Raw genomic sequence first — 26,840 nt, forward strand, 5'->3', positions numbered from 1 at the left:
CGCCACCTACGAGAACAGGTGACGCCCTCGTTTCTTGCGATCGGCAGGATCATCAGGGCACCCATCCCTCAGGACGTTCACCCTAGGAGCGGAGACGAGATAGGCGCGGTAGCGGGCGGCGGGTCCGGCGCCACGCGCGCCCCGATCAATGTCGCCAGCAGGTGTGACGCGTGCGAAGCAGCGCAGGAGGTCGCGGGGTTCGAGGCGGCGCGCCAGATCCACGATCAACCCCGGTTGGCTGAGGTCCGGACGGACGTCGGGCGCGCCGTCGTAACGCGCGCGTTCGGTGATCTGGATTATGGGGGCGTCGATCAAGCGCTCGGCCGAGAGCTGTGCGAGGGCCCCGTAGCTGACCGTGCCGACCCAGGCGGCGTCTACCTCAACTCTCCGCCGGTCGACCGCGATCGAGAATTCCCTCCAGCCGCGGAGCGGAAGGATCGGATCGAAGGTGCCGAAGGCGCGTGATTGCGGCGCGGCCATATAGATGAGCGCCAGGGCCGAGAGGCTGAAGCCCACGGCGATGGCGACCCCTCGCCAGACACGCGCCGCCAGGACCTGGGATCCGCGGTCGGCCGCGACGGCTGCGCAAATGACCAGGGACGCGAACACCGGGACCGGCCAGTGGCCCTGCACACGGTCGTGCAAGCTGTGCAGCAGCAGGTAGGCGACGAACGGCGCACTGGTGGCGATCGGCAACAGGAGGTGGACCGCGCTGGGGTCGGAGCGCTCGGCCCACCCGGTCCGGGCGCCGCGATTGGCATAGATCGCGATCATCGGGTTGAGAAGGAAGACCTGGCTGATCAGAAGGTCGGCTAGGTGGGCCGGCGAGAAGCCGGAGGGCGCCGCCCGTCCGAACTGCTTGGCGAAGGTGATCCACTGGTGATCGGCGTTCCAGACCACATTGGCGCTGAAGATCGCGACGGCGGCGAGGGCGGCGGACCAAGGCCAGGGCGATCTCAGCATCCGCCGTCCCTCTGGCAGCAACGCCAGCCAGAGCAGCACGCCGGGGGCGAGGAACAGGGCCGAGTACTTCGAGAGGACCGCCAGGCCGGCGGCGAGGCCCGCCGCTGGCCACCACCCCTGGGAACCGCCGGACCAGACCTTGGCCAGGCACCAGATCGTGACGACCCAGAAGAGCGTCGCCGGCGAGTCCGGCGTCGCCAGGATTCCGCCCAGACCGATGGTGGTCGTCGCATTGTACCAGAGCGCCGAACGAAAGGCGGTGGCGGGCCGGGCGCCGAGCGTGCTGGCGAGGGCCGCCACGAAACAGGTCGCGAGCCCAGTCGAGAGAATCGACGCCAGGCGCACACCCAAGGGATTGTCGCCGATGAGGGTGACGCCGAGGCGGATCCACCACGCGATCATCGGCGGGTGATCGTAGTAGCCGAACTGCAGGTGTTGGGCCCAAAGGCGGTAGTAGGCCTCGTCCTCGGTGAGATGGATCCAGCGAGCCGCGAGCAGACGCAGCGCCGTCAGGCAGATCGCGAGCCCAGCCACCTGTAGCTGGAGACGGCTGGGTCTCACCATACGGCGAGAGACGTCGTGACAAAGTTCCAGGCCGCGCCCACGCCGGCGCCGGCAAGGCCCGCGAGCCACCAGATCGGAACATGCTCGTGCAGCATGGCGGCCACCGCGACATTGGCGGCCAGACCGACACTGCAGAGCAAGCAGAACCGCAGGTATCCCGTGAGCAGGGCCAGGCCCCGCTTCCGGCGATCCCGATAGGTCACCAGGTTGTTGATCAGATAGTTGGAGGTCATCGCGGTGAGGGCCGCGACAAGCTGGGCTTCCGCGAATCCCACCCGCAACATGCCGCGCAGGACCGTCAGGTGAATCGCCACGCCGCCGGCGCCGACGAGGCCGAACAGCAGCAGGCGCGGCGACAGGACGTCATGGCTGAGCTTGGAGGCCAGCAGGCCCAGGTAATGCGCCACCACCCCGCCATCGAGCTTGCTGTCGCCGGAGGTGCGGGGGCGGAACGCGTAGGGCAGTTCGAGGCAGCGCGGCGGACTCGGCTGCGAAGCCAGGATGTCGAACAGCACCTTGAAGCCCTGATTGTTGAGCCGCGGCGCGACGGCGTCGATCAGCGGGCGGCGGATCATGAAGAAGCCGCTGACCGGATCGGTCAGCTCGGCCGACAGGGCCCGACGTCCGAGCCAGTTGGCGAAACGGCTGCCCAGGCGTCGGCGGTGGCCTAACGCGGAGGCGTCGGGGCCGAGCCCGGCCAGGAAGCGGCTGCCGATGACAAGGTCGGCCTCGTCAGCCCGCAGGGCCGCCAGCATGGTGGGCAACAGGGATTCGTCGTGTTGCAGATCGCCGTCCATGACCGCGACATAGGGCGCGGCGCTGGCTAGAGCGCCTTCGATCACCGCGCCGGCCAGTCCGCGCCGGTTCATCCTGTGCAGGCATTGAACCCGCCCATCCAGGGCGGCGATCTGCTTCACGGCGCTGGCTGTGCCATCGGGTGAGTTGTCGTCGACGAAGATGACCTGCCACACGACGTCGACGAGGACCGCATCCAGTCGCGCGACCAGTTGGCCTACATTTCCCCGCTCATTGAACGTCGGGACGACGATGGTGAGTTCCAGCCCGCGAGCCGCCGCCGACGCGCGCGAGCACGGGGTTTCGTCGGAGGACGAGTCTGCGGGCTCAGCGGCCAAGGTGTCGAGCAAGGAATACCCTCCCCCCCGATGCCGGGGCTGGTGATGTCTTTTGAACGACGACGCGGTCGCCGAAGCGCCTCATCATTTTCTTTGGAGGCAGATCGACGTCGGCGGCGTCTTGATTCTATGACTGGACTGCGGGGTGCGCATGAAGCCGGCTGATCGATGGCGCACCGGGGTGCGATGGGCCGCACTGGGGGCGATTTCGGCGCTGACGATGCCAAGCGTCGGATGGTCCGCAGACGTCGTTCCGATCCCCGGCTATTGGGAGATCACCAGCATCGCCACCCTGATCATCAGCTCCAAGACTGTGGAGCAAAAGTGCTTCACCGACGGAGACATTTCCAAGTTCCTGCAAGGGCCGAGCAATCGCCACTACACCTGCACCTATCCCACCCGCGTCGTGGGCGATGGCCACATCCTGTTGCAGGGTCGTTGCGTGACCAAGCGCGGACAGGTCGCCTTGATCAGCGCGCGGGGCGACTACTCGGCCGAACACTTCCGTCTGACGGCGCGACTTCGAACCAAGATCGCGGGGGCGCCGCTTGCGGCGACCGCCACCACCACCGCCCGTCGGATTGGCGATACCTGTCCTGGCAACGCGCCGTCCTAGATGTGTAGTTCCAGATTCTGAAGGTGCATCATCGAACCTGAGGCGTCAGGAGGAGGATCTACTTTGGGAAGCGTTTATCACGGCTGCGCCCGCACGACGCCGCGTATTCGAGCCGATTTCCAAGCGACTGTTACAGCGCAGATCGGCGGCCGGGCGCCCCTCTAACGCAGGCGATCTAGACGCAGGCGCTCGCGCTTGTCGGTCAGGTGCGCCGCCGACAGATAGGCGACGGCGACTGCAGACAGGCCGCTTCCGCCTGACAGCAGGAACATGAGCAGGATCTGGTATTTCACCGCCTCCAGCGGGTCGAGGCCGGCCAGGATCTGTCCGGTCATTATGCCCGGCAAGGTCACGATCCCGGCCGCCGACATCTGGTTGATGATTGGCAGGAGCCCGCGGCGGATCGCGGTCCGGACCAGGGGCGCCATCGCCCTGGCGTAGGTTTCCCCCAGCGCGAGCTGCGCTTCGATGGCGGACTTCTCCCGGCTCACGCCGCCCAACATGCTGTCGAGGGCGATGCTCGCGGCATTGAGGACGTTGCCCAGGATGATGCCGGCCAAGGGTATGGCATAGTGCGGATCAAACCATGGGTCTGGCCGGATCGCCGTGGTGAGGGCCAGAATTGCGGTTAAGGCGGTGGCCACCGCGACACTGCCTGCGCCGATCAAGTAGTTCGCCTGCCCCTTGAAACGCCGCTCCGACCGCGTTGCGACTTCGCGACCCGCCACCAGGACCATGACCACGACGATCAGGACCGTGGCGGCGGGATTGTTGAGCGCGAAGATGAAGCGCAGCAGATAACCGACCGCCACCAGTTGGATGACCATGCGCACCGCAGCGATGGCGATCTGTCGGTGCATGCCAAGGCGAAGGGCGATCGAGATCACGGCGTCGAGGACAATCAGCGACGCGGAGATCGCCAAGTCCTCGGATGAAAGCAGGATGGGGGTCACAGGAGGGCAAGGCGTCCCTGGCGCATTTCGTAATGCCGATTCCCAAGCCTCTGCGCCTGAGCCGGATCGTGAGTGACCAGGACGAGGATCAAGCCCGCCTCAAGGCGGGCCCGCAGCACCGCCTCAGTGCGAAGGATGCTGTCGCGATCCAGCGAGCTGGTTGGCTCATCGAGCAAAAGCACCGAGGGCTCGAGCATGAGGGCACGGATCAGCGCCAAGCGTTGCTTCTCGCCGGTCGAAAGGCGCGATACCAGGCCCTCAAAAAGTTCGGCCTTCAGCCCCAGGCCTTCGGCCAGGGTCCGCGCGGCGTTCAACTGAGATGGCGCGAAATGTTCGGCGACCCGGTCCGCCCACCAGCCGGCTTCGGCGGCCACATAGACGACCTGGCGACGCCACGATGGCGCGGAGCATTGGCTTCGAGCGACCTCCCCCAGCACAACCTCGCCGTCGTTTTCGTCTAGGTCGGCGATCATGCGCAGCAGCAGGGATTTGCCGGATCCGGACGAGCCCGTGATCGACACACAAGAACCTGGGGCGATCTCGAAGTCGAACGGACCGGCGAGGCGACTCGACAGGCCACGAACCTGGAACATGCTCACCTCGCCTCAGTTCGGTCCGGCGCGACCGCGGACGTGGCGTCCCGCCGCGGGCCGCTGGCCTGGAGGGCCATGACCGCGGCAAGCGCGATACCGGCTCCCATTGTCCAGCCGGCCAGCACGTCGGTCGGCCAATGGACGCCCAGATAGACCCGGCTGACGCCGATGGCGACAACCAGCAGCGCCGCGCTGACCAGTAAGACACGTTTCACCGAGGCGCGCGGATTACCTGCCGCGAGAAGGGCCGCAAGGGTCAGGTAGACGACCGGGGCCATGACGGCGTGACCGCTCGGGAAGCTCGCCGAATAGACGAGATCGTGCTGGGCGACCAGATTTGGTCGGGGTCGGTTGATAAGGTGCTTGATCGCCTCGGCTGCGACTTGGGCGAAAATCACCGTACCGCCGAAGATCAAGGCTTGGGTCCTCCGTCTGTGCAGGATCAGCAGGACGATCGCCAGGCCGGAGATCAGCGCGAGGGCCGTGAACCCGCCCAAGGCCGTGACATCGCGCGCCGACTCCTGCAGCCACCTCGGTCCGAGCGGCGTTGCGAGATCAGCGGGCGTCCGAAACGAGAGCAGGACCGCGCGATCAAAGGGCGTCGTCTCCTGCTCGCGGACCTCTCCCGTCAGGGCCAGAAACGCCCAGACCCCCACCATCAGCGCGAGACAGCCAATGAGGAGACGCACTTCCGTGCGGCGGACAAAATGACGAACGGCGTTAGGTCTCGCGGCTGGGGACAAGAGGCTCGCGGAGGATTTCCGATGAGTTCGCGGAGGATGTTGAACCATCATGGATGCCCCTTAGCCGATAAGCCATTGCAGACGACAGGACCTCCCTTCGACCCCACGCTTGCCTCAAGGTCAGCAGTTAGGCGGCCGTGGTCTCCAATGCCGCGCTGTCCGCCCATATCCTTCGCGCCGGAAACCGTCATGGCGCTGCCCCTATGGGGATATGTGTCGGAAAAGACTGAAAGCCCAGACAGTTTGGTCAAAGTCACCAGCAGACGCCTTCCCGGAAGCGGGGCGCCTCATTCTGGCGATCTGAAAGTGGCCTTCGCTTCGGCGATATAGTCACGGGTGAGGGGCGCAGCAGTCTGGCGTCGGGCGATCTGCAGTTGGAATACGACGATGTCCTCGAACCGGAACGCCGCCTCCGCCATCGACAAGTAGTACTCCCATAGGCGGCAAAACACCTCGCCGAACAGCGCCACCGCCTCAGGCCGCCGCGCCAGAAATGAATTGCGCCATGCGCGAAGGGTTTGGGCATAGTGGAGGCGAAGCACCTCGACGTCGGTCACCACCAGTCCAGCTCGCTCGATGACCGGTAGAATCTCCGACAAGGAAGGAATGTGGCCTCCTGGGAAGATGTGCTTGGTAAGCCACGGGTTGGTCAGGCTCGGGATGTCCGATGAACCGATGGTGTGCAGCAGCATGACGCCGTCATCGGTGAGGCGGCTTTTGCAGGCCTCGAAGAATTCGGCGTAGTGGGGCAATCCCACATGTTCGAACATGCCCACGGAGACGATCCGTTCAAAGCGGCCCTCAACGGCCCGATAGTCCTGCAGCGCAAAGCTGACCTGGTCGGAAACCTGTTGGTCAGCTGCGCGCTGACGGGCCTTGGCGAGCTGTTCTGCTGATAGCGTCACCCCGAGCACGCGGCTCGCATTCGCCGCCTCGGCCAGAAAGCAGGACAGTCCACCCCAGCCGCAACCTATATCCAGCACGCGGTCGCCCGGACGAAGCGCGAGTTTCGCCGCGACGTGGCGCATCTTCGCCACCTGCGCCTGGGCGAGCGTCTGCTCAGGGTGCTCGAAGTAGGCGCAGGAATATTGCCAGTATGGATCCAGGAAGAGTTCGTACAGGCGATCGTCCAGATCGTAGTGATGACTTACATTCCGCCGCGATGACTCCGGGTCATTGCGGCTGAAGCCTCGGGCCAGCGCGCGAAACCGGTCGATCCACCGCGCTGTCCAGGGCGTCTCGTCCTCCGCAGCGTCCTGCAGGATCAAGACCAGGAAGTCATAAATCGATCCCTGATCGAGGACGAGACGGCCCAGGGTGAACATCTCCCCGGTCTTGAGATCTGGATCGATAAGGACGGCCCAGATGGCGGCGGGGTCGGTGAATCGGGCGACCACGGCGTCGCCCGTCCCGTCACCGAAGCACAGGCGCTCGCCATCGGGCGCGATGATCACCAAAGTCCCCGCACGGACCTGGGGTCCCAGGGCGCGGCGAAGGAGACGCGACGCCAGCGTCATCGCGCGCGCCGGTGCTGATCCCAGGGTGTGCGGCGGGGTTGAGCCTTCGCTGCGGGCCGACCGTGCACGAACCGGTAGGGTAGGACTGGGTCCATGACGGGGGGCCTCAAAGGCGCCCTGACGAAAGGACTTCGCAGGGTCGCCTAAGGGAATGACGTCACCGTCGGGCCACATCCTCCGACCTAGTACCTGTAGCGGAGCCTGACGCCGATGGTGCGCGGCCGCTGGGGCGTGATGACGGCCTCATGTCCGAACCGGAAGGGATTGCCAAAGGCGAAGGTGTTGGCCCGCCCATCGGCTGGGTTGTCGAGAAACAAGGCGCCTGTCCAGCGCTCCGATTCCAGGGCCGCCTGCAGACGTCCGGAAAAATAGTCGCCCATCCGGTAACTGGACTGCGCGTCAAACGTGAGGTGCGAAGCTCCGGTGTAACCCATCGCGGCGTCCAGTTTCAGCTCAAGTCCAGATTGCAGAGGGCGATGATAGCTGACGCCGAGACTTGCCGTCACCGCGGCGACACCAGGTAAGCCGGCATCGCTCTGAGACCGGAAGGCGGGGTTAGGTTTGGTGATCTGGGGATCGTTGAGCAGACCGGCTGCGCGCAGGTCCCAGTGTTCGCTGGCGCGCCAGGTCGCCTCAAGCTCGACGCCCCGATTTGCGCCGTCACCGACGTTGACCGCATAGGACAATCCGGAGGGGAGGAACTGATCAGTCTGGATATTGCGCCAATCGGCGAAGAAGGCCGCAGCCCGCAGATGAAGCTGACCGTCGAGCAGGGAGAGTTTGGTTCCGACTTCGTAGTTCCAGAACTCATCGGGGTCGAATTCGTGTTCGGGGTGACCGGCCTCGCCGTCGAAAACCTGGTCGATCGGTCCGGCGGTATTAACGCCTCCGGCCCGATAGCCTTCCGAAACCTGCCCATAGAACACGACGTGATCACGGGGTTGAAACCTGACGGCGAACTTTGGCGAGAGGCCAGCGGCGTGCCCGGTCGCGGAGAAGTCGCGACGTGACACGCCTTGAACCACCGTCGACTTCACGTCGAAATCGAACCTGAACCATCGCACGCCCGCGACCAGGGTAAGTTGCTCGGTCAGGTCGTAAGAGGCCTCACCATAGACCGCGAATTCGCTCAGTTCGTCCACCCGACGCTCGCCATAGCGCTGACTGCGGGAGGGCGCCCTCTGGTTAAGCCGTGTCTCCTGCGTAGAATTGCCCGACGATAGAAATCCCCCCGCCAGCCATCGCCAAGGGTGGGCCTGCGGGGAGGTGAAGACTATCTCATTGACTTGCAGGTCGATGTCCTGCGAGTCGTCCAGTGCCGCGACCCCCTGAGCAACGCCGAATGCGGGCAAGGCAAGTGAGGCGTCATAGCGGCTCGTGAAATGGTGGCTCAAGCTCGCGCTCGACGCCACGAGGCGCCCCCAGGGGCCTTGCCCCTCAAGTGTCAGGTAACGCTCGTCAAAATCATTGTCGTGAGGTTCCCGCACGGCGTTGCCGCGGCTAAGGCGCCCGCTGACCGTCGTAGCGTATTGGGTGTCGGCGGTGAGGATCGATTGATGGATTAAGCCGCCGGTAAGGGACCAGTCGTCATTGATCGCGGCCTTGAGGGCGGCCCTCCATCCGTCGCGCTCGAAGTGATTGATCCGCCGGACCGCCAGATTGACGTCATCGACATAGCCGCTGGCGGCTTCGCGATAGACGGACCCCCGAAACGCCAATCGGCCAGCCACGACCGGGCTGTTTAGGGTTGCGGAGATGTCGTGGTTGAGGCCGCCGGATTGGGTCGCGGACCCGCTGACCGAGACGTCTGCGGACCAAGCGTCCAAATCGGGCTTTCGGGTCACGATGCGGACGATGCCGCCGATGGAGCCAGCACCATAAAGGGTGCCCTGCGGACCGCGCATGACCTCCACCTGATCGATATCGACAAGTTTTAGGTCGGGGTCTGGGGCATTATAGGTGATAGGCACATGGTCGACATAAAGCCCCACTGTCGACTGGGTCTGTCCGGTGAACGCGCCGTCCGACATCCCCCTCAGGAAGATCTTGTCGCGCCCGGGGCCTAGATTGGTCACGGTCATGCCGGCGACCTGATCGGCCAGCGCCGTCAGGTCTCCAACACCTCTGGCCTCGAGCTCGCGGCCGGCGACAGCGGTGATGGAGTATGGGGTGCGACCGGGCAGATCCGTTCGCCGACCCGACGTGACGACCAGTTCCCCCAGCTCGACAATTGACGCTGGGGCTGGCGGCGGCAACGTCGACAGGTGGGCCTTGGAGGGGCGGCGACGGATCAGGATCGTTCGCGTTTCGGGAATCACGGCTGTGCAGCCCGAGGCGTCCATGAGGCGGGCCAGAGCATCGGCCAGTTCGTAGCGGCCCGACAGCTTGGGGCTTGAACCTCGACAGGCGCCAAGGTCGCCGCCGAGAGATACTTCCGCCTGGAGGGCGAGTTCGAGCAGTGCATCTGAGACCGGCTGGGCCGGTATGTGAAATCGATAGACTTTGGGGGCCTGACGCGGCGCCCCCCAGGCTGCCGAGGTCGGCGTCAGCGCCAAACCATAGACCGCGAGGCCCATGAGTCCGCCATAGGTCCATCGCCCGCGTTTCACGCGCGAGACCTTACCGCGACTCGCGGGCCATCAGGTGTGTTTCGTCAGGCTTGATGACGGCTTTCACCGGAAGGAAGGTTTCCAGCGAATGCAGCATGGGCTCCTCGCGGTCAATTCGCAGGGATCCCGTAAAGCGTAGATGCAATGCGCTTGGGTCGACGACGACGGGCTTGCCGAAGTAGCGCGAGAGATCCCTTGAGACCTCTGTCAGGGGGCGATTGTGGTAGATCAGGAGCCGTCGACGCCAGGCGAAAGCGTCCTCGGGATCGACCTTTTCAACTCGGCTGCCCGTCGCACCCTCCTTGTGGCTCAACTGCTGGCCGGCGACCAGTTTTGCTTCGGGCGCGCGACCGGCCTGGCTAACAGCGACGATTCCACGCTTGACGGTCACCATGAGCTGGCCGGCGTGACGCAGGATGTTGAACTCCGTCCCCAGAACCGTCACCGCGCGATCTCCGACGCTCACGACAAAGGGTCGCCTGGCGTCATGCGCCACGTCGAAGGCGGCCTCACCCTCGATAAGGGAAACCTTTCTCTGATCACGTTGCATGCGCACCGCGATTTCGGACTCCCCATTCAGCACGATGCGTGATCCATCGTCGAGGGACACAGTCTGGAGCTGACCCGCGCCAGTCCGGTAGATCTGGGGATGATCCCGCAGCCCCGGGACGATGAAGAGCAGGGCCGCAGCAGCAATGGCCGCCGCGGCGCCAAGCGCTTGTAGCCATCCGGCTGAAATCCGCCGCGACGTCTGGGGCCGGAAGGGGACCACGACGCCAGTCGACGCTTGAAATGGCGCTATCTCGGTCAAGCCCTCGATTTCGATCCAGGCTGTCTCGATCTCCCCATAGGCGGCGCTGTTGGCTGGTGAGGCCTCTAGCCACTCGCGATAGGCCAGCCAGTCGGCCTCGGTCGCGTCGTCGTCCTGCAGGCGCACAAACCACGCCAAAGCCTGCTCGCCCGGATCGGTGTGAATTCTGGTCATCGAATCCCTGACGTCGCCATGGACACAACGTCTTTCAGAAACTGGTTCCCTGGCGACAATTTAGTCACAGTCATCGCCTCACCTTGGCAACCAGGTGGCGCAAGGCGTCGATCATGTGCTTTTCGACGGCGCTTCGCGACATTCCAAGCCGAGATGCGATCTCGGCATGCCCCAGGCCCTCGAATTTATGCAAACGGAAGACCCTCTGGGTTCGTTCGGGCAGGGCTTCAAGGGCGGTTATGACCCCCTGAAGCTGCTGCCGCGCGGCGACAGCGGCTTCCGCGTCGGGGATGTCGGCAATGTCCTCGGCTGCGGAGAGGACATGGTGCGTCGTGCGCCAAGCATCGTCTCGGGCGGCGGCGCGGTGCTGTTGGCGCAGGCGATCGAGCATAAGATTGGCCGCAAGGCGATAGAGATAGGCGCCCGGATTGCGGATTGCTTCATCCGACTGCGTCATGGTGACCTTGAGATAGAGGTCCTGAACGAGATCTTCGGCTTCCGTCATGGAATGAAGGCGGGCCAGGAAGAACCGTCTCAGTCCCAGTCGCCGTTCGAAATAGGCCGTCATCAGAGGCGTTGGCGTCTTGTTGTCCACGTCGCGTTGACCCCGGTCTTGCCGCGCCAGTTGGTTAGCAGGCTCGCGCCCTAGGCGCACCCGTTCCGGATATTTTTGAGGCGCAGGCCTCCACGCATCGTCCCTTCATTGGGTGGCGAGGGCTCGATCGTCCGGGCCGACCAACGGTGCAAGGGAATCCATGCGCATCTATTGCGATTTTGACGGGACGGTCACCCGTCGGGACACCACAGATCTTGTCCTTGGCACCCTGGCTTCGCCGGCCTGGGAAAAGTTGGAAGTGGCCTGGGTGAGGGGGCAGATCAGCGCCGCCGAGTGCATGCGCCGCCAGATCAGCCTCATCCAAGGGTCCGACGAGGCCCTCGACGCCGTTCTCGATTCCGTGGAGATCGACCCCACCTTTTCCCGATTTGTCGCCTGGTGCGAAAACCACGGCCTGCCGCTGACAATCGTCAGCGACGGGGTGGATCGGTTCATTGGCCATATCCTTCGGCGGCACGCCTTGGGCCATGTGCCGGTGGTCGCCAATCGGCTGGCGGGCCGCTCCGATCGGTGGCGCCTGAAGCAACCGCACATGAAGCCGGGCTGCGCCGCAGGGTCCGGGGTCTGCAAATGCGCCGTGGCGACGCAGCCTTCCAGCGGACCCATCGTCTTCATCGGCGACGGCCGCTCGGACTTCTGTGTGTCGTCGCGCGCCGATATCCTCTTCGCCAAGGACAGTCTCGCCCGCTACGCGGCCGGCAGAGGCAGGGCCTTCCATGCCTTCACATCCTTTGACGACGTGACGCGCGCCCTAGCGCGGTCGATGGCGCCGTCGTCGGCGCCGCCCCAAGTCCGCGCTCTCAGCCTCTGAATTCAGGAAACACCATGTACGACACTGCTGAGGCCCCGGTGGCCAATCACGACCAATTGCGGGCCATGGAGGCCGAGTACTGCTCCTGGGGCGACACCGTCCACTACATGCCGGAGCCCAAATATTTCGAAGGTTGCGACGGCTCATTCATGTTCGACGCCGAAGGCTGTCGGTTCCTGGATCTGCAGATGTGGTACTCCGCCGTCAACTTCGGCTACCGAAACCCCCGCCTAAACGCCGCCGCCCACCGGCAGCTGGATCAGCTGCCCCAGGTGGCCTCCCAGTACCTGCACCGGGAGAAGGTCGAACTCGCCGCCATGATCGCCCGCGACGCGGAGCGGAAATTCGGCGCCAAGGGGCGGGTGCATTTCAATGTCGGCGGCGCACAGGCCGTCGAGGATTCGCTCAAACTGGTGCGCAATGCGTCCGGTGGGAAGAGCCTGATGTTCGCTTTTGAGGGCGGCTATCATGGGCGGACTCTGGGCGCCTCTGCGATCACATCCTCCTACCGCTATCGCCGCCGCTTCGGCCACTTCGGCGACCGGGCTCAATTCATCGAATTCCCGTATCATTTCCGCGGTCCGAAGGGCATGAGCAAGGAAGAGTACGGGCTCGAATGCGTGAAGAAGTTCGAGCGGCTGTTCGAAACCGAATATAACGGCGTCCTTGATCCCAAGACCGGCCAGGCCGAGTTTGCAGCCTTCTATGTGGAGCCGATCCAAGGCACGGGCGGCTATGTGATTCCCCCGCCCAACTTCTTCATCGAGCTGAAGAAGGTGCTCGACCGCCACAACATCCTGCTGGTGGTCGATGAGGTCCAGATGGGCTTCTTCCGTACCGGCAAGCTTTGGTCGATCGAGCATTTTGGCGTTGAGCCCGACATATTGGTGTTCGGCAAGGCGCTGACCAACGGGCTAAATCCGCTGTCCGGACTCTGGGCTAAAGAAGCCCTGATCAATCCCACCGTCTTCCCGCCGGGCTCCACGCACTCCACCTTCAACGCCAATCCCATGGGGACCGCCATCGCGCTCGAAGCCATGAAGATGATGGCCGAGACGGACTACGAAACCATGGTTATGGCGAAGGGCGCCTACTTCCTGGAAGGGCTCAGGGAGTTACAGACCCGCTGGCCGCAGATCGGCGATGTGGACGGCCTGGGCCTCGCGCTGCGCGCCGAGATCTGCCAGGCTGACGGCTTCACCCCCAACAAAGCGCTTCTGGACCGGATCGCGGAGGAGGGCCTTAGGGGCGATGTCGAGGTCGATGGCGAACGCCTGGGTCTGATCCTCGACGTGGGCGGCTACTACAAGAACGTCATCACCTTCGCCCCGTCCCTGGAGATCAGCCTCCCCGAGATCGACTTGGCCTTGAGACTGCTGGACGCCCTCCTGCGCCGTTGCGTGGACTAGAGGTCGGTGCGGCCCTTGTTCCTGCACTTGGACGACGCCCTAGACGGTCAGGTCACGTTGATTGACCGTGGATGCGCCGCGGGAGGGCGAAGGATCGCGGCCCAGGATCTGGGCCCATCCTTGCGCCTATGGAGCCGGCCCCTGGCGCTCAAGTACCTCGAAACCAGACTCTGGGGCGCTGCGCCCGCGTGCGCCCCAGAGATCATCTTCGCCGGCTCGGGCGACTTTCACCACGTCACACCGCTCCTGTTGGCGCGCGCGATCGAGGCCTCGGGCGTCGATCAGGTGACCGTGGTGCATTTTGACAACCACCCAGACTGGGTCCGCTTTCCCAACGGCCTGCATTGCGGGTCCTGGGTGGGGCAGGCCGCCAGGCATCCGAAGACGGCGCGCCTGATCACCGTGGGGGTCTGCAGCAACGATATTGATCGTAGCGAAACCAAGGGCGCCGACCTGGGACTTATCCAGGACGATCGGGTGGAGCTATATCCGTATCGTTCGCCGAGAGGCGGGGCGTTCGTCCACCTGGGCGGCCGCAAATGGCCGACTATCCTCTCGATCGGCGAGGATGGGTTCGCCGACTTCCTGGCCAGGAGAATTCAAACCCGGGCTGTCTATCTCACCATCGACAAGGATGTTCTGCGGGCCTCCGACGCCGTCACCAACTGGGACCAGGGTCAGACCAGCTTTGGTCTCTTGAGGGCGCTGATTGAGAAGATTGGATCACAGCATCGCCTGATCGGCGCCGACGTGGTCGGTGACTGGTCGCGGCCACGGTATGGCGGCGGCGTGGCGGACGCCTTGCTCAAGCGCGGGGAGGCTTTGCTCGACCAGCCGTGGTCGCAGCCCAATCCCGTCTACGCGATGCAGGTGAATGAAGCCATCAATCTGCGCCTCTTGGAGCTCTTCGCGGAGGTCTGTCCATGATCTCGATGGGGTTAGGGCGCAGCGTCAGCCTGGTGGCATTCTGCATCGCCGCTGAGGTGGCTAGAGAACTGGCGTTCAAGCATGCGACGGACAGGGCGGGGGATAGCAAGAACCTGGCGCTGGCCTTGGCACAGGAGCCCTTGATCTGGATTGGGATACTCCTGTGGCTTCTCGAAACCATCGCGTGGCTGGTTGTGCTTCAACACGTGCCCCTGAGCGTCGCCTTTCCCGCGATGATGCTGGTCTATGCCAGTATTCCGGCCGCTGGCGCCTTGTTTCTGGGTGAACGGCTCAGTCGAAGCCAACTGATCGGCGTCGGGTTTGTTGTGTTGGGCGTTGGCTGCGTCAGCCTTTCGGATCTCCAGGCATGAACCCGACGCCTGATCCCAGCCGCGTCATGCCCAGCGGGGGTCAACGCCCCGGCGCGCACGCATCAGCCCGGCCGACACTTGTCGTGCACAAGGGTGGGGCGAAATGACTGATCAGAGTTTCCGCCTTAAGGGCACACGCCGCACGGGAGTGCTGCTGCTCCATGGCCTGACCGGCGCACCCAGCGAAATGAAGTTTCTGGCCCGCCGGCTTCATCGGCAGGGATTCGACGTCTACGCGCCTCAGCTGGCGGGGCATGGCGGCGACGTTCGCGCCTTGCTCGCCACGACCTGGCGCGATTGGCTTCAATCCGTGTGCGAGTCCTACGACGTCTACCGGTCCGAGGTCGATGAAATCTATGTGGCCGGTGTTTGCGTGGGAGGCGCCTTGGGCCTGCTGCTGGCAAACGAACGACCCGACATCAAGGCCTGCGCCGTCTACTCCATGACCTTTGAATATGACGGCTGGAATATGCGCCGGTGGTGCGGGGCGGCTGGACTCATCCAGGTGGTCGCCAACCTGCCCCTGCTACGGAAGATCAGCTTCGAGGAACCGTTCCCCTACGGGATCAAGGATCATCGCCTGCGCGATCGCATGATGCGCATGCCCGCGGAGTTCACCGATGGCGCCCTGGATCGCCTGCCGCTCGGCGCGCTTTTCCAGATGTACCGGCTAGGCCGCCGGGTCCTGCGTACGGGGCGCGCGATCAAGGTCCCAACTTTGATCCTTCACGCGCGACACGATGACATGAGCCATCCGCGCAATTCCGAACGGTTGCGCGACTGCCTGGGCGGACCGACCACCCTCAAGCTGCTCGATGACAGCTATCACATGATCCATGTCGACCAGGAGCGTGACCGCGTTGCGGCGCTGACCGGCGTGTTCTTCGGCGCCGCGGAGCTTGCGCCGCCGCAACCGCGCGGAGCAAGTCATGCCTGAGGCACGGATCGTCGAGTCCATCACGGCCGTTGGTCGGGACGCCTGGAGCCGAATCTTTCCGGGTGAAATCGAGTCCTTCGACTATCTGCTTGCCGTCGAACAGGCGGACTTGGCGGGCTTCCGGTGGCGCTACGCCCTCGTGGAGGAAGGCGGGCGCCTGGTGGCCGCGGCGCCAGCCTTCTTCACCGAATATCCTCTCGAGACCACGCTGAATCGAACCGGCCATCGCGTCGCCGCCGCCATCCGCCACATCTTTCCCGATGCGCTCACACTGCATCTCGCATGCCTGGGTTCGCCCTGTACCGACACGGCGCTGCTGGGTTTCGACCCTGGCGCGGACTTCGACAGGCGGCTCGTATTGCTTCGCCGCCTGTTGGGGGAGTTTGAACGCGCCGCCAAGGCGGACGGCTGCGGCCTACTGGCGGTGAAGGATGTACCGGAAAACGCCCGCGACCTGTGGGCGGCGGCGCTCACCGCTCGCTATAGACCAGTTCCCGGCTTGCCTGTCGCGCAATTGGCGATCGATTTCGATTCCGTCGAAACCTATCTGGGCCGCCTCTCGGCCGGCACCCGGCGCGACATGCGCCGAAAACTGAGAGCGCGGCAGGCGGTGAGGGTCGAGGTTCGTCACGATCTTGAGGGCGTGATTGATCGGGTGATGTCGCTCTATGGGCAGACGCGCAGTCGCGGCGAAATGGCGTTCGAAGAGCTGACTCCGGCCTATTTCACGGGGGCCCTCGAACGGCTCGGCGGGAACGCAATATGCGTGCTCTACTATGCCGATGACAAGTTGCTTGCGGCGAATCTATTGTTGAAAAATAACGACCTGTTGCTTGACAAATTCTTCATGATGGATGCTGAGGCAGGGCGCGCATATAGTCTCTACTTCCTGAGTTGGTTTCAAAATCTCGAACTTTGCCTGCAAGAGGGACTGAGCGGTTACCAAAGCGGTCAGGCGGCCTACGGAAACAAGCTGCGGCTTGGAAGTACGCTGCTGCGAACCTCGATGTACTTTCGACACCGCAATCCGGTGCTGAACGGCGTCCTGCGCCTCGTTGCGCCGCTGCTTTCGGCGGACCTCGGTGGGGAGGCGGCCGCATGACGAAGTCCTCACCGTCCTCGCGGCAAAGGCGCTGGGCATTCTGGTTGCTTTGGGCCGCCATGCCCCTGCTCGCTGTGGGATATCAGATCGCCGCGGAGGAGGCCGCCCGCGCTCTGTCGGACAGGCCACTTGACCTAAATTGGTTGCGGTTCGCCGCCAGCCTGCCCTGGTTCCAGGCGCTGGTCATCATTGATGTGGTCAGCTTTGTCGCCTGGATCATTGTGCTGGCCGAGTTCCAGCTTAGCGAGGCTTTCACCATTTCGGCGGTGGGCTACGTGCTCGTGATCGCGGTTAGTTGGACCGTGTTCGGCGAGCCGGCGGGGCCGTCGCAGATCATCGGCGCTGGCGCGATCCTGGTTGGAGTCTGGCTAATTGGCCGGGGGGAAGGCGCGCCGTGCTGATGACCTTGGCGTTGCGGAGCCTGCGCCACGGCTGGCGGCGCTTCGCCCCTGCTGTGTTCGCTGTTGGCTTCTCAGGGCTGCTGGTTCTGCTGCAGGCTGCGGTGATACTGGGGATATTCTCCCTTTCCAGCATCTATGTGACGCGGTCGACAGCGGACCTGTGGGTTGGGTTCCCGGGCGTGCAAAGTTTGGATCTTGGCCGGCCGATTTCGGGGCAGGCCGAATTCTTCATGCGAACTCAGTCTGGTGTTGGCCGCATCGAGCCCTTCCTTTGGGGGTCTGGAGAATGGAAAACCGCCAACCATGGGGTGGTCAACGTCTACCTCGTCGGGGTGGATACGCAGCCTGGCGCCATGGCGCTTTCGAACGCGCTCGATCAGGACCTCCGAGCCGCCCTAGAGACGCCCGATAGCGTGGTGATCGACGCAGCTGACCGGCGCAAGCTTGAAGTCAGGGTTGGCGGTACCGCTGAGATCAACGGCCGCCGGGTGCGCGTCGCGGGTCTAACCTACGGACTGCGGGGATTGGGGGGGGTAAATGTCATCAGTTCGCTCGCCACAACTCGGAGGCTGGACCCGTCGTCGGGACCAGAAGGCGACGTCGCCTATTTTCTCGCCCGCGTGGCGAGCCCCGCAGCCGCCAAGGCCGTCGCCGCGCGCCTGAACATAATTGGCGCGCGGCGAGGTTTTGAAGCCCTCACGGCCGGCGGGTTCGCCGACCGGACGACCCTCTACTGGCTGTCGGAGTCTGGCGCGGGCGTCGCCTTCATTTTCGGAAGCATCGTCGCGGTATTGGTGGCCGTGGTGATCACCAGCCAGACGCTGCTGGCGGCCGTGTCTGGCTCCATCAAGGAGTATGCCGCCTTGCGTGCGCTGGGGTTTTCAATGTCCGCCCTGCGGACGATCGTGTTGGCGCAAAGCTTCTGGGTCGGCGCCTGCGGCATGACCATCGCGGCGGTCCTAACAGCCATATTGGCGGTCGTCGCCAGGGCCCAGAACGTTCCAATCATCCTGTCGGCGGAGGTGATGGGCTTCGGCAGCCTGATCATTCTGCTGGTCGCGCTTCTGTCTGGGGTGCTGGCCCTGCGTCGTGTCGCCCAGGCCGATCCGGCGGCGCTCCTACTATGAGTGGAACCTCCATGTTCAAGCCTGTTGGCGCCCTCGCGTGCGCAATTTTGCTGACGACGGCCTGCGCGCCCGCCCGGGATGATCGCGTCCAGGCCCTGGCCGCGCCCCCGCCGGCCGCGGCGGCGCGCGGTGTGGTGGAGAGTGGCGCCGGCCTGATCAAGGTCGGCGCCGCCCGCGAAGGCTTGGTCACGCAGGTTGACGTTGAAGAGGGGGATCCGGTCGCCGCCGGGCAAGTCCTGGCGATCTTGGATGACCGCCAGTCTCAATTGCACTTCGCGATCGATCAAGCCGAGCTGGCTGGGCAAAATGCGCGGGTGGGGACGGCGGAGGCCAAGCTCTCAGGGGCGAGACGGGACCTAGAGCGGGTCCGCCGGCTTATTCGCCTGGAGGCTGCGACGACTCAGGAGGTTGATCAGGCGATCACCGCAGAGCACGTCGCCGCCGGCGAAGCGGAGGAGGCGGTGCAGGCTGCCCGAGTGGCGATGGCCCGTGCACGGTTGTCCCAGGCCGAGATCGCCTCGCATACCATCCGCGCGCCTGCGGCCGGCCTGGTGCTGCGGCGTATGGCTGTGGCAGGCGGATCCGCCACCGCGGCGTCAACACTCTTTGTCATCGCGCCTGACGGCGGGCGCGTCGTTCGGGCGGAGCTGGACGAGTCCCTATCGGACCGAGTTCAGCCGGGGATGGCCGCAATGGTCTCCCGGGAGTTTGACGAAGGCGCACCGCAGCGCGCGCACGTCTTGCGCGTCTCAGAGTCCTTCTCGGGCGCATTGCTCAATGATGATCCGGCAGCCCAATCTGATAGTCGGGTGCTCAATGTCATCCTGGCGCTGGACGGTCGCCCGGCGTTCAGGCTTGGTCAACGAGTCCTGGTGCGGTTCACCAAATGAAACAGCGGTTTGTCACCGGAGTCACGATCGCAGCGATGCTGGGGATGCAGGGGTGTGCGACCCCCGTCCCATCGCCCGGGGCGAAGGCCGTCACAGACAGGCTCGTTCCCGTAGGTCCGTCGCCTTGGCGTCTAGATTTCGGGGATCTGGCTCTAAGAGACCTCCTTCGCCAAATAGATCTCGGTTCGCTCGACATTAAAATCGCCATGGCGCGCCTCGACCGCGCCGACGCTGAAGTTGCGGCGGCTAGAGCGCTGAGCCGCCCGCAGGTCGAGATCGGCGTGAACGGGGCGGTTGGCGGACACAGTCTATCCGAGCAGGCGGCGGCGGGTTCACCCTCTCTGACTGCGACCTACGAGCTGGACATTTGGGGGCGAGTGGCCAGAGCCCGTGACGCCCTAGAGCATGAGCGGCGCGCGGTGGACTCGGAGGTCGTTGTCGCCCGGCGTCTGGTCGGGGCGGAGGCCGCACAGGCGTACTTCACCCTGCGCGCCGCGCAGTCCCTGACCGATATCTTGGACTCTCGCCGTCGCGACGCCCAACGGCTGGTGGACTTGACACGAGCCCGTTACGCTGCGGGCCGCGCCAGCCGAGATGAGGTGTCATCGCGCACGCAGGCCGTCGCGGACCTCGAGGCCGAACTCACAGCGGCGCGGTTAGAAGCACGGATCGAGACGCTACGTCTCGGCGCCTTGCTGGGCAAGACGACAAATCCCATCATTCCAAGGGCCAGCTCATCCCCTTGGGCGTTCCCCTCTAATGCGCCGTTTTCGTCGGAGACGGTGACGGCCAGGCCGGACGTCGCCGCGGCCTATGCCCGATTGAAGGCGGCCGACAGTCGTCGGGCCGAAGCCGTCGCCGCGTCGCGACCCCGCTTCGTTCTCAGCGCCTCTCTAGGCGCCGCGGACCCGAGCGTCATCAATCTGCTGGATGCGAAGTCGCTCGTCTGGGCGGTGGCGGCGGAGGTGTCGCAATCCATCGCCGATGGCGGGGCTCGAAAGGCTCGGATTGGGTCGGCCTCGGCCGAGGTCGACCTTGCCGATCTGGCCTACCGCAAGGCGGTCGTCCAGGCTTGGGCGGATGCGCGCCGCGCCCTGGCTCAGGTGACGGCGGCAGATGCGGACCTGGCGAGGGCCGATGCGCGCCGCCTTGCCGCAAACGAACAAGTTGCGATCGTCCGCCGTCGACATGAGGCCGGAGCGGCCGACGCCCTGGACATTCTGGGCGCTCAAGATGGGATCGCAACCGCGGAGATCCGCGTCAACGCAGCGAGACTTAGGGCGACCTCGGCCAGGATTGGTCTCGCCCTTGCCGCGCCGGGAGCCTGACCATGCCGATGATCTCCGCAGTCGGCGTGGAAAAAACCTATGGCGAGGGGGTCGCGCAGATCGCGGCCCTGGCAAGCATGGATATAGTGGTGACCGCCGGGGAGTTCCTGATGGTCACGGGTCCCTCCGGTTCCGGAAAGTCGACCCTCCTGGCGATACTATCGGGCCTGCTGCAGCCGAGCCGGGGCCATGTCGAGGTTATGGGGCGCAATCTCAGCGCCTCGACTGAGAAAGATCTCGATCATCTGCGACTGCATCAGTTTGGTTTCATCTTTCAAGGCTTTCACCTCCTACCGTTTCTCACCTCGCTGGAGCAGGTGGCCATGCTGCCTGAGCGCCAGGGATTGTCGAAAGCCGCCGCGCGAACACGGGCTCTTGAGGCCCTGGAAGGGGTCGGCCTAGGTCACAGGCTGCATAGCCTGCCGGAGGCATTGTCGGGCGGTGAGAAGCAGAGGGTCGCGATCGCGCGCGCGCTCGCGAAGCGACCGCAGATCATTTTCGCCGACGAGCCCACGTCCGCGTTGGATTCCGTCAATGGCGGCCTTGTCGCCGACCAACTAAGGGCCGCCGCCCTGCGCCAGGGCGCAACGGTTGTCTGCGTCACCCATGACGCCAGATTGATGACCCGCGCCACCCGCTTGGTCCAGATGGAAGACGGCCGGCTACGGGCCGCAGCGACGCCTGACGCGTAGGCCGCATTGGCTCGACGAGCACTGCCGGGACCTTCGGTGCCCCGCCGCAACGCGCCAGGAGGCCTTCCGCATCTCAAGCGCGGCGGGGTGGGGATCGAATTTTGAGGAGGTCCGACGGCCTCGGCGTCAACTAAGTATGTCCTCCAGACCAAGCGTATCCCGAACCCTTCAACGCCAGGCCGGGGATGACTCCCATCGCCTTCACGCGCCGGCTGTTCGTGCGGGCGAGGCGCACTGTCCTTCCGGACGATGCGCGGAAAATCGCCTGCCGGCGCGCGGTGCGCTTGTTCCAAACCGTCGGCCCCACCTGAGCGCGATGAGCCTTGGGGTCGGCGTGGTGATGGTCCAACTCATGGCGGCGCCGGTTTCTGCGCAGCCTGCCGCGCCAGCCGTGCCCATGGCCGCTGTCTCGGCGGCGCCGGCGGACCCGTGGCAGGCCTTCAACCGGCGCATGTATGTCGTCAACGAGCGGCTGGACGACAGCATCTTCGCCCCGATCACCCACGCCTACATGTCGGCGGCTCCGCCGCCCCTGCGCAAGGCGTTCGGCGCGGCGATCGACAACATGCGAGAGCCGCGCACGACAATGAATGATCTGCTTCAGGCGCATCCTGGGCTGGCGGCGCAGTCCACGGGCCGGTTTCTCATCAATTCCACCCTAGGGGTGTTTGGCCTTTTCGATGTGGCCTCTGCCTCAGGACTTCCGGTCCATCGCGCCGACTTCGGCCAGACCCTGGGACGCTATGGTGTCGGGCCAGGAAATTATGTCTTCGCGCCGGTGTTGGGCCCATTAGACCTGCGGGATGGTCTGGGACGGCTCGTTGATGCCGTGACCGACCCCCTGTCGCTCGTCGCTGGCGGCTGGACGACACCGTTCGGCGCATCACGGTTGGCGGCTTCCGCCCTGGACTACCGCGCGGACGCCGACGCCCAGATCAAGGCGTTGGGTCAGGACGCCACAGACCCCTATGCAACGGTGCGCTCGGCCTACGGGCAGCGCCGCGCCTATTTGGTCGGCCAGGCAAGGGGGGACGAGCCCGACTTGCCTGACTTCGATCCTCCCCCTGAGGCGCCCTTGACCGTGTCGCCAGATCCGACGCCGGCTCATCTGCTCTCGCTTGAATCCGCGTCGATGCGCGGGCCCACGCCTATCGCGGACGTCAAATGACCCGACGGAAAGCCACGACCGCACTTGGCCTGTGCTGCGGCCTCCTATCCGGTGCGATGGCGTGGGGCCTAGAGCCTCCGTCAAGTCTTGCCGCATCGGCGATCTCGGCGCGCCGGGACGCTTCCGCCGAGATTTTCGTCGCGCAGCAGGCGCAACGAGCGCTCTCCATTCTGGCCGACCCCCGCCGTGGCTTGAAATCCAAGGACGACGACTTCGGAGAGCTGATCGACCAGGTCGTCGACGTTCCGAGGATCACGAACTTTGTCCTGGGCAAGTACGCCCGCACGATCACGAGCGACCAGCGGTCTCGGTTCGCAGCCGCCTTTCGCAAATATTACCAGAGCGCCTATGAGGCGCGTCTGGGCGACTACGGCGGGGAACGGATTTCCATCCTTGGCTCCACGATTAGGGGGCCGAAGGATGTCGTGGTCAGCAGTGTCGTGAGAGGGGGAGGCCTGAAACAGGATCTTCCCGTGGCATGGCGGGTGATCTCCAGTGGATCGACCTGGAAGATTGTCGATGTCCAGGTCAAAGGCGTGTGGCTCTCGATCACCCAGCAGCAGGACTTTGTCTCAACGCTCGACAATGCCCACGGCGATATTGAGCTGCTCATAACTCAGCTTCTCCGTGACCCTCACGCTCAAGCCAGGCGGCTGGCTCACAAGAGCTGAGGCGACGCACCTCGGCCGCCACGGTGCTCAACATTGCTGAGAATGCGCCACCGCCGGCCTCCCTTGATGGCTGCCGGCGCACGACCTGACTGGAGATTTCGATGCAACGAACCGACCTTGCCGAAACCGCTGTGGGCGCCGCGGTGCTCGCCGTCGCTATTGGCTTCATCTTCTACGCCTTGAGCGCGGGCGACCGACTGCGGCCCGAGGGATATGAGGCGGTCGCCCGCTTCGGCCAGGTGGGCTCGCTGGCGCCAGGATCAGCGGTCCGCCTGGCCGGGGTGAAGATTGGGTCGGTTGAGAGCGTATCCCTCGACCCCAGATCCTTTCTGGCGGTGGTTCGCCTGGGTCTCGACCCTGCGATCAAGATTCCCAGCGACTCGTCGGCGAGGATCGCCACCGACGGCCTGTTCGGCGGCGCGCATATCGCCATAGAGCCGGGCGGATCGCCGGAGGTCTTGGCGCGCGGCGGCGAATTCCAGAATACGCAGGGCGCGATTGATCTCCTGGGGATGATTGGTCAGGGACTGCGTCCGCAGGCGGTCGATGCGCCTGCGTCTGCGGCTGCCAAATAAGATGCCTGCGACTTCCAGGATCTTCAACGTCACGCGGTTTGTTCGCGTCGTCGGACAAGGCGGACTCGCCGCCTGTCGGGACGCCGGAGCCGTGACCCTGTTCGCCGGTCAAGCCTTTGCGGCTATGGGCAGGCGTCCCTGGTTCTTGGGCCAGATGGCCCGGCAGGTTTGGGTGATTGGTTACAATTCACTGCCTGTCGTCGGCCTGACGGCGATCTTCACCGGCGCGGCCTTGGCCCTCAACATCTATACCGGCGGAGGGCGCTTTAACGCCGAACAGATCATGCCGCAGATTGTCGGGCTGGGCATCACGCGCGAACTCGGCCCAGTCCTCGCGGCGCTCATGCTGGCTGGCCGGGTTTCCGCCGGGATCGCCGCCGAGATTGGCGCAATGCGGTCGACCGAGCAGATCGACGCGTTGCGCACCCTCTCGACCGATCCGTTTCAGTACCTCATCGCGCCCCGCCTGGCGGCCGCCATCTTGGTGCTTCCGCTCCTGACCCTCGTGGCCGACGCCATTGGCGTGGGTGGGGGGTGGCTGGTGGCAAGTCAGACCCTTAGTTTCAACCCAGACGTCTATATCCGCGCGACCATGGATTTCCTTCAGGCGTGGGACATCGGATCGGGACTCGTCAAGGCCGCGGTCTTCGGATTGATCATCGCCACGATGGGCTGCTTCCATGGCTTCAAGGCCTCGGGAGGCGCGCACGGGGTCGGTCGGGCGACCACCGACGCGGTCGTTTCCGCCGCCGTTCTTATCTTCGCGTCAGACTATCTGCTGACGACGCTGTTCACGCACAAGCCGTGAGCGCGCTCCCAAAAATCGAGTGGCGCGGTGTCACGAAACGCTTTGGCGACCGCTTGGTCCTTGATCGTTTGCAGCTTTCGGTTCTTCCCGGCCGGTCCCTTGTGGTCATCGGAGGGTCGGGCCAAGGCAAATCGGTAATGCTCAAGACCGCTCTTGGCCTCATGCGGCCAGATGGCGGCCAAATCCTAATCGACGGCGAGGACGTCGCGCGGCTGACCGGACGGACGGCGCAGCAGCGGTTTTCACGCCTGGGCATGTTGTTCCAAGGCGCGGCCCTGTTCGATAGTCTGAGTGTCTGGGAAAACATCGCCTTTCGGCTCATCAACGCAGACGGAATCGCCCGTCATGAAGCCAGGCGCCGGGCCCTGGCGGCGCTCAGCAAAGTACGGCTGGGCCCCCGCGTCGCGGACCTCAATCCAGCGGAGCTCTCTGGAGGCATGCAGAAGCGCGTCGCCCTCGCGAGGGCCATCGTGGCGGAGCCCGAGATCATGTTCTTTGACGAGCCAACCACCGGCCTGGACCCCATCACCGCCGGTGCGATCAACCAGCTCATTACCCAACAGGTCAAAGGGCTGGGCTGCACGGCCGTCACCATTACCCATGACCTTGCGTCAGCGCGCGCGATCGCCGACGAGGTGGCCCTGCTCCATGACGGGAAGGTTCGATGGCAAGGACCCGTATCCGATCTTGACCGGTCCGAGGATCCCTATGTGGAGCAATTCGTCGGCGGCTTGGTCTCGGGGCCGATCACGTCTGACGTGTGACAACCATGTCGGCGACCTATCGCGCCACAGGGCCCAGGATGATGGAGCATGAACGCCGCAGGTTCTGGGCGGATATGATGGTAAGGTGCTGCTCGGGGTAGTCCAATCGCCCAAATTGTACGGCTTTCAGATACGTCAGGTCTGCAAAGCACGGCCGAAGTTTGGACAAGCCTGCTTCGAGATCTCGGTCTTTCAAGATGATCAACCCATTGCGGCCGACGAGTATGTTGAGATCTCGTCCGTAAGCGAAGCCACGTGGATCGGCTGAGGCCACGACGATGACGTGCTCGCCGGCCGTGGCTTGGCCGATCTTTCCGGCTTCCATCCATTTCGGCGAAACGATGAACACGCTCGGATCTTGGTATTCAGGAAGCGCCTGCAGCGCTTTGACGATTGGCGTCCATTCCACCAACTCCACCGAAGGATCACCCTTGGGGAAGGCGGTTGGCCACAGGCGGCCGATCGCACCCGTCGAGGCCTCAATCAAGAGCAGTCCCCATAGCGACAGGAGCGCGCCGCAGGCCAGCAACGCCCATCGCCGCGGCCACCGGCGTATGACGTCGGACCGCGCAAGCCGGTCGCCAAGTAGCGGCATGACAAAAAGCCAGGCCGGCATGGACCAATGGGGCAGCGCGTTCTGTCCCCAAAGTGGCGTGACGGTGAACAGCAAAATGCCGGGCAGGCTCAGCGCCAGACAGAACGCGCGCCTTGTATCCCTCCAGTCACGCGCGGTTTGGGGCCACATGGCCGCCACGGCAGGCGCATAGATCCACGGCAGGAGAAGCGCCATCTGTCCCAGCGCCGCGGTCAGGATCGCCGTGGGTCGAAGGTCGTGGGCAGGTGTGGCGCGGCCGCCTTGAAAGAGGAAGGAAACCCAGCCGTGCTTGGCGTTCCAAACGATCACGGGTGAGACGATGGCTATCGCCAGCACCGCTGCGACGTAAGGACCAGGCTGTCGGAGTTGGGAGCGACCCTGCGGGGTGATCAGCAGGAGCAGTAGGACCCCGAAGGCGAACACGACCGCCTGATATTTTGAGAGGCCGGCAAACCCGATCCACACGCCGGCCAGTGGCCAGGCGATGTTATGGAGAGCAGGCGGACCTGCGGTCCGGGTGTCGGGAAGGGTAAGTAAGGGGGCAAGACAATTGGCGGCGGCAAGGAGGCAAAAGATCAGCGGCCCATCGGGCAGGATCCATCCCCCGGCGGCGACGGAGAAAAAGCCCGCGAGGTTGATCGCGATGACCGACCACAGCGCCGCCGCGGAGCCAAAGAGCCGGCGGGTGAGGGTGAAAAGCAGCCAAGACGAGCCCGCGAACAGAAGGACGAACGGCGCGCGGGCCGCGCGGCCATATCCAAGGACACCACCGAACAGGTGAATGATCCATTGGTGCAGCGGAGGGTGATCGAAGTACGAAAGCTGGAGATGCCTCGCGATCGCGAGGGAGTAGGATTCATCGACTCCCAGACCGAGCCAACCGGCGGATATCAGACGAAGCCCCAGAAACGCAGCGATCCAGGTCAGGGCCCGCCTGGTCGCTCGAGTTTCACAGGGCAATGCGCTGGCCCG

General features: G+C 64.6%; 27 protein-coding genes. 17 read left to right on the plus strand and 10 right to left on the minus strand.

Annotated elements, in window-relative coordinates:
- Positions 1-6: 6 nt before the first annotated feature.
- On the minus strand, positions 7-1,497 hold the full coding sequence (locus tag ACO06I_RS01335) for an ArnT family glycosyltransferase (RefSeq protein WP_421930836.1): 1,491 nt from the start codon (positions 1,495-1,497) through the stop codon (positions 7-9).
- A 23-nt stretch (positions 1,498-1,520) separates the two neighbouring features.
- Positions 1,521-2,672: a glycosyltransferase family 2 protein gene (locus ACO06I_RS01340; protein WP_421930837.1), complete on the minus strand. Its 1,152-nt coding sequence runs from the start codon at positions 2,670-2,672 to the stop codon at positions 1,521-1,523.
- 139 nt (positions 2,673-2,811) lie between these two features.
- Between ACO06I_RS01340 and ACO06I_RS01345 the strand changes: the two genes are divergently transcribed.
- Complete coding sequence (locus ACO06I_RS01345) at positions 2,812-3,276, plus strand: DUF3617 domain-containing protein (RefSeq protein WP_421930838.1); 465 nt, start codon at positions 2,812-2,814, stop codon at positions 3,274-3,276.
- A 161-nt stretch (positions 3,277-3,437) separates the two neighbouring features.
- Here ACO06I_RS01345 and ACO06I_RS01350 read toward each other — a convergent pair whose 3' ends face one another.
- From ACO06I_RS01350 to ACO06I_RS01380, 7 genes are all read right to left on the minus strand, one after another.
- A complete protein-coding gene (locus tag ACO06I_RS01350; RefSeq protein WP_421930839.1) occupies positions 3,438-4,229 on the minus strand; it encodes an ABC transporter permease in 792 nt (263 codons plus the stop codon).
- Positions 4,226-4,822: an ABC transporter ATP-binding protein gene (locus ACO06I_RS01355; protein ID WP_421930840.1), complete on the minus strand. Its 597-nt coding sequence runs from the start codon at positions 4,820-4,822 to the stop codon at positions 4,226-4,228. The genes ACO06I_RS01350 and ACO06I_RS01355 overlap by 4 nt, the downstream gene beginning before the upstream one ends.
- Before the next feature lie 2 nt (positions 4,823-4,824).
- Positions 4,825-5,481 (minus strand): phosphatase PAP2 family protein, encoded by a 657-nt coding sequence (locus ACO06I_RS01360; RefSeq protein ID WP_421930841.1) that lies wholly within the window; start codon positions 5,479-5,481, stop codon positions 4,825-4,827.
- 371 nt (positions 5,482-5,852) lie between these two features.
- Positions 5,853-7,019, minus strand: coding sequence for a class I SAM-dependent methyltransferase (locus tag ACO06I_RS01365; RefSeq protein ID WP_421930842.1), 1,167 nt, complete (start codon positions 7,017-7,019; stop codon positions 5,853-5,855).
- A 245-nt stretch (positions 7,020-7,264) separates the two neighbouring features.
- On the minus strand, positions 7,265-9,658 hold the full coding sequence (locus ACO06I_RS01370) for a TonB-dependent receptor (protein ID WP_421930843.1): 2,394 nt from the start codon (positions 9,656-9,658) through the stop codon (positions 7,265-7,267).
- A gap of 43 nt (positions 9,659-9,701) precedes the next feature.
- Positions 9,702-10,676, minus strand: coding sequence for a FecR family protein (locus tag ACO06I_RS01375; protein ID WP_421930844.1), 975 nt, complete (start codon positions 10,674-10,676; stop codon positions 9,702-9,704).
- 70 nt (positions 10,677-10,746) lie between these two features.
- A complete protein-coding gene (locus tag ACO06I_RS01380) occupies positions 10,747-11,271 on the minus strand; it encodes an RNA polymerase sigma factor (RefSeq protein WP_421930845.1) in 525 nt (174 codons plus the stop codon).
- A 160-nt stretch (positions 11,272-11,431) separates the two neighbouring features.
- On the opposite strand from ACO06I_RS01380, the gene ACO06I_RS01385 reads away from it, so the two are divergent.
- From ACO06I_RS01385 to ACO06I_RS01460, 16 genes are all read left to right on the plus strand, one after another.
- The gene (locus ACO06I_RS01385) at positions 11,432-12,103 is read left to right on the plus strand and encodes an MtnX-like HAD-IB family phosphatase (protein ID WP_421930846.1); all 672 of its coding nucleotides are present in this window, start codon (positions 11,432-11,434) and stop codon (positions 12,101-12,103) included.
- 38 nt (positions 12,104-12,141) lie between these two features.
- Positions 12,142-13,512, plus strand: coding sequence for an aspartate aminotransferase family protein (locus ACO06I_RS01390; protein WP_421930847.1), 1,371 nt, complete (start codon positions 12,142-12,144; stop codon positions 13,510-13,512).
- Between the two features lie 15 nt (positions 13,513-13,527).
- Positions 13,528-14,439, plus strand: a complete 912-nt coding sequence (locus tag ACO06I_RS01395; RefSeq protein ID WP_421930848.1) for an arginase family protein — start codon at positions 13,528-13,530, stop codon at positions 14,437-14,439.
- Positions 14,436-14,810, plus strand: coding sequence for an EamA family transporter (locus tag ACO06I_RS01400; protein ID WP_421930849.1), 375 nt, complete (start codon positions 14,436-14,438; stop codon positions 14,808-14,810). Before ACO06I_RS01395 ends, ACO06I_RS01400 begins: the two co-directional genes overlap by 4 nt.
- A gap of 103 nt (positions 14,811-14,913) precedes the next feature.
- Positions 14,914-15,747: an alpha/beta hydrolase gene (locus tag ACO06I_RS01405; RefSeq protein WP_421930850.1), complete on the plus strand. Its 834-nt coding sequence runs from the start codon at positions 14,914-14,916 to the stop codon at positions 15,745-15,747.
- On the plus strand, positions 15,740-16,849 hold the full coding sequence (locus ACO06I_RS01410; RefSeq protein WP_421930851.1) for a GNAT family N-acetyltransferase: 1,110 nt from the start codon (positions 15,740-15,742) through the stop codon (positions 16,847-16,849). The genes ACO06I_RS01405 and ACO06I_RS01410 overlap by 8 nt, the downstream gene beginning before the upstream one ends.
- Complete coding sequence (locus tag ACO06I_RS01415; protein WP_421930852.1) at positions 16,846-17,250, plus strand: hypothetical protein; 405 nt, start codon at positions 16,846-16,848, stop codon at positions 17,248-17,250. The genes ACO06I_RS01410 and ACO06I_RS01415 overlap by 4 nt, the downstream gene beginning before the upstream one ends.
- A complete protein-coding gene (locus ACO06I_RS01420; protein ID WP_421933585.1) occupies positions 17,250-18,377 on the plus strand; it encodes an ABC transporter permease in 1,128 nt (375 codons plus the stop codon). Before ACO06I_RS01415 ends, ACO06I_RS01420 begins: the two co-directional genes overlap by 1 nt.
- Positions 18,378-18,388: 11 nt before the next feature.
- Positions 18,389-19,267, plus strand: a complete 879-nt coding sequence (locus ACO06I_RS01425; protein WP_421930853.1) for an efflux RND transporter periplasmic adaptor subunit — start codon at positions 18,389-18,391, stop codon at positions 19,265-19,267.
- Positions 19,268-19,311: 44 nt separating this feature from the next.
- Entirely contained in the window at positions 19,312-20,595 is a 1,284-nt protein-coding gene (locus tag ACO06I_RS01430; RefSeq protein ID WP_421933586.1) for a TolC family protein, read from the plus strand.
- Between the two features lie 2 nt (positions 20,596-20,597).
- On the plus strand, positions 20,598-21,287 hold the full coding sequence (locus tag ACO06I_RS01435; RefSeq protein ID WP_421930854.1) for an ABC transporter ATP-binding protein: 690 nt from the start codon (positions 20,598-20,600) through the stop codon (positions 21,285-21,287).
- 316 nt (positions 21,288-21,603) lie between these two features.
- On the plus strand, positions 21,604-22,455 hold the full coding sequence (locus tag ACO06I_RS01440; RefSeq protein WP_421930855.1) for an MlaA family lipoprotein: 852 nt from the start codon (positions 21,604-21,606) through the stop codon (positions 22,453-22,455).
- A complete protein-coding gene (locus tag ACO06I_RS01445; protein ID WP_421930856.1) occupies positions 22,452-23,126 on the plus strand; it encodes an MlaC/ttg2D family ABC transporter substrate-binding protein in 675 nt (224 codons plus the stop codon). The genes ACO06I_RS01440 and ACO06I_RS01445 overlap by 4 nt, the downstream gene beginning before the upstream one ends.
- A gap of 101 nt (positions 23,127-23,227) precedes the next feature.
- Entirely contained in the window at positions 23,228-23,701 is a 474-nt protein-coding gene (mlaD, locus tag ACO06I_RS01450) for an outer membrane lipid asymmetry maintenance protein MlaD (protein ID WP_421930857.1), read from the plus strand.
- Position 23,702: 1 nt separating this feature from the next.
- Positions 23,703-24,509, plus strand: coding sequence for an MlaE family ABC transporter permease (locus ACO06I_RS01455; protein ID WP_421933587.1), 807 nt, complete (start codon positions 23,703-23,705; stop codon positions 24,507-24,509).
- Positions 24,506-25,273 carry an ABC transporter ATP-binding protein gene (locus tag ACO06I_RS01460; protein WP_421930858.1) on the plus strand — a complete coding sequence of 256 codons (768 nt, stop codon included), beginning with the start codon at positions 24,506-24,508 and terminating at the stop codon, positions 25,271-25,273. Before ACO06I_RS01455 ends, ACO06I_RS01460 begins: the two co-directional genes overlap by 4 nt.
- Positions 25,274-25,289: 16 nt before the next feature.
- Here ACO06I_RS01460 and ACO06I_RS01465 read toward each other — a convergent pair whose 3' ends face one another.
- Positions 25,290-26,828 (minus strand): ArnT family glycosyltransferase, encoded by a 1,539-nt coding sequence (locus tag ACO06I_RS01465; protein WP_421930859.1) that lies wholly within the window; start codon positions 26,826-26,828, stop codon positions 25,290-25,292.
- Positions 26,829-26,840: the final 12 nt, after the last annotated feature.

This window comes from Phenylobacterium sp., from assembly GCF_965229015.1.
Taxonomy (GTDB): domain Bacteria; phylum Pseudomonadota; class Alphaproteobacteria; order Caulobacterales; family Caulobacteraceae; genus Phenylobacterium.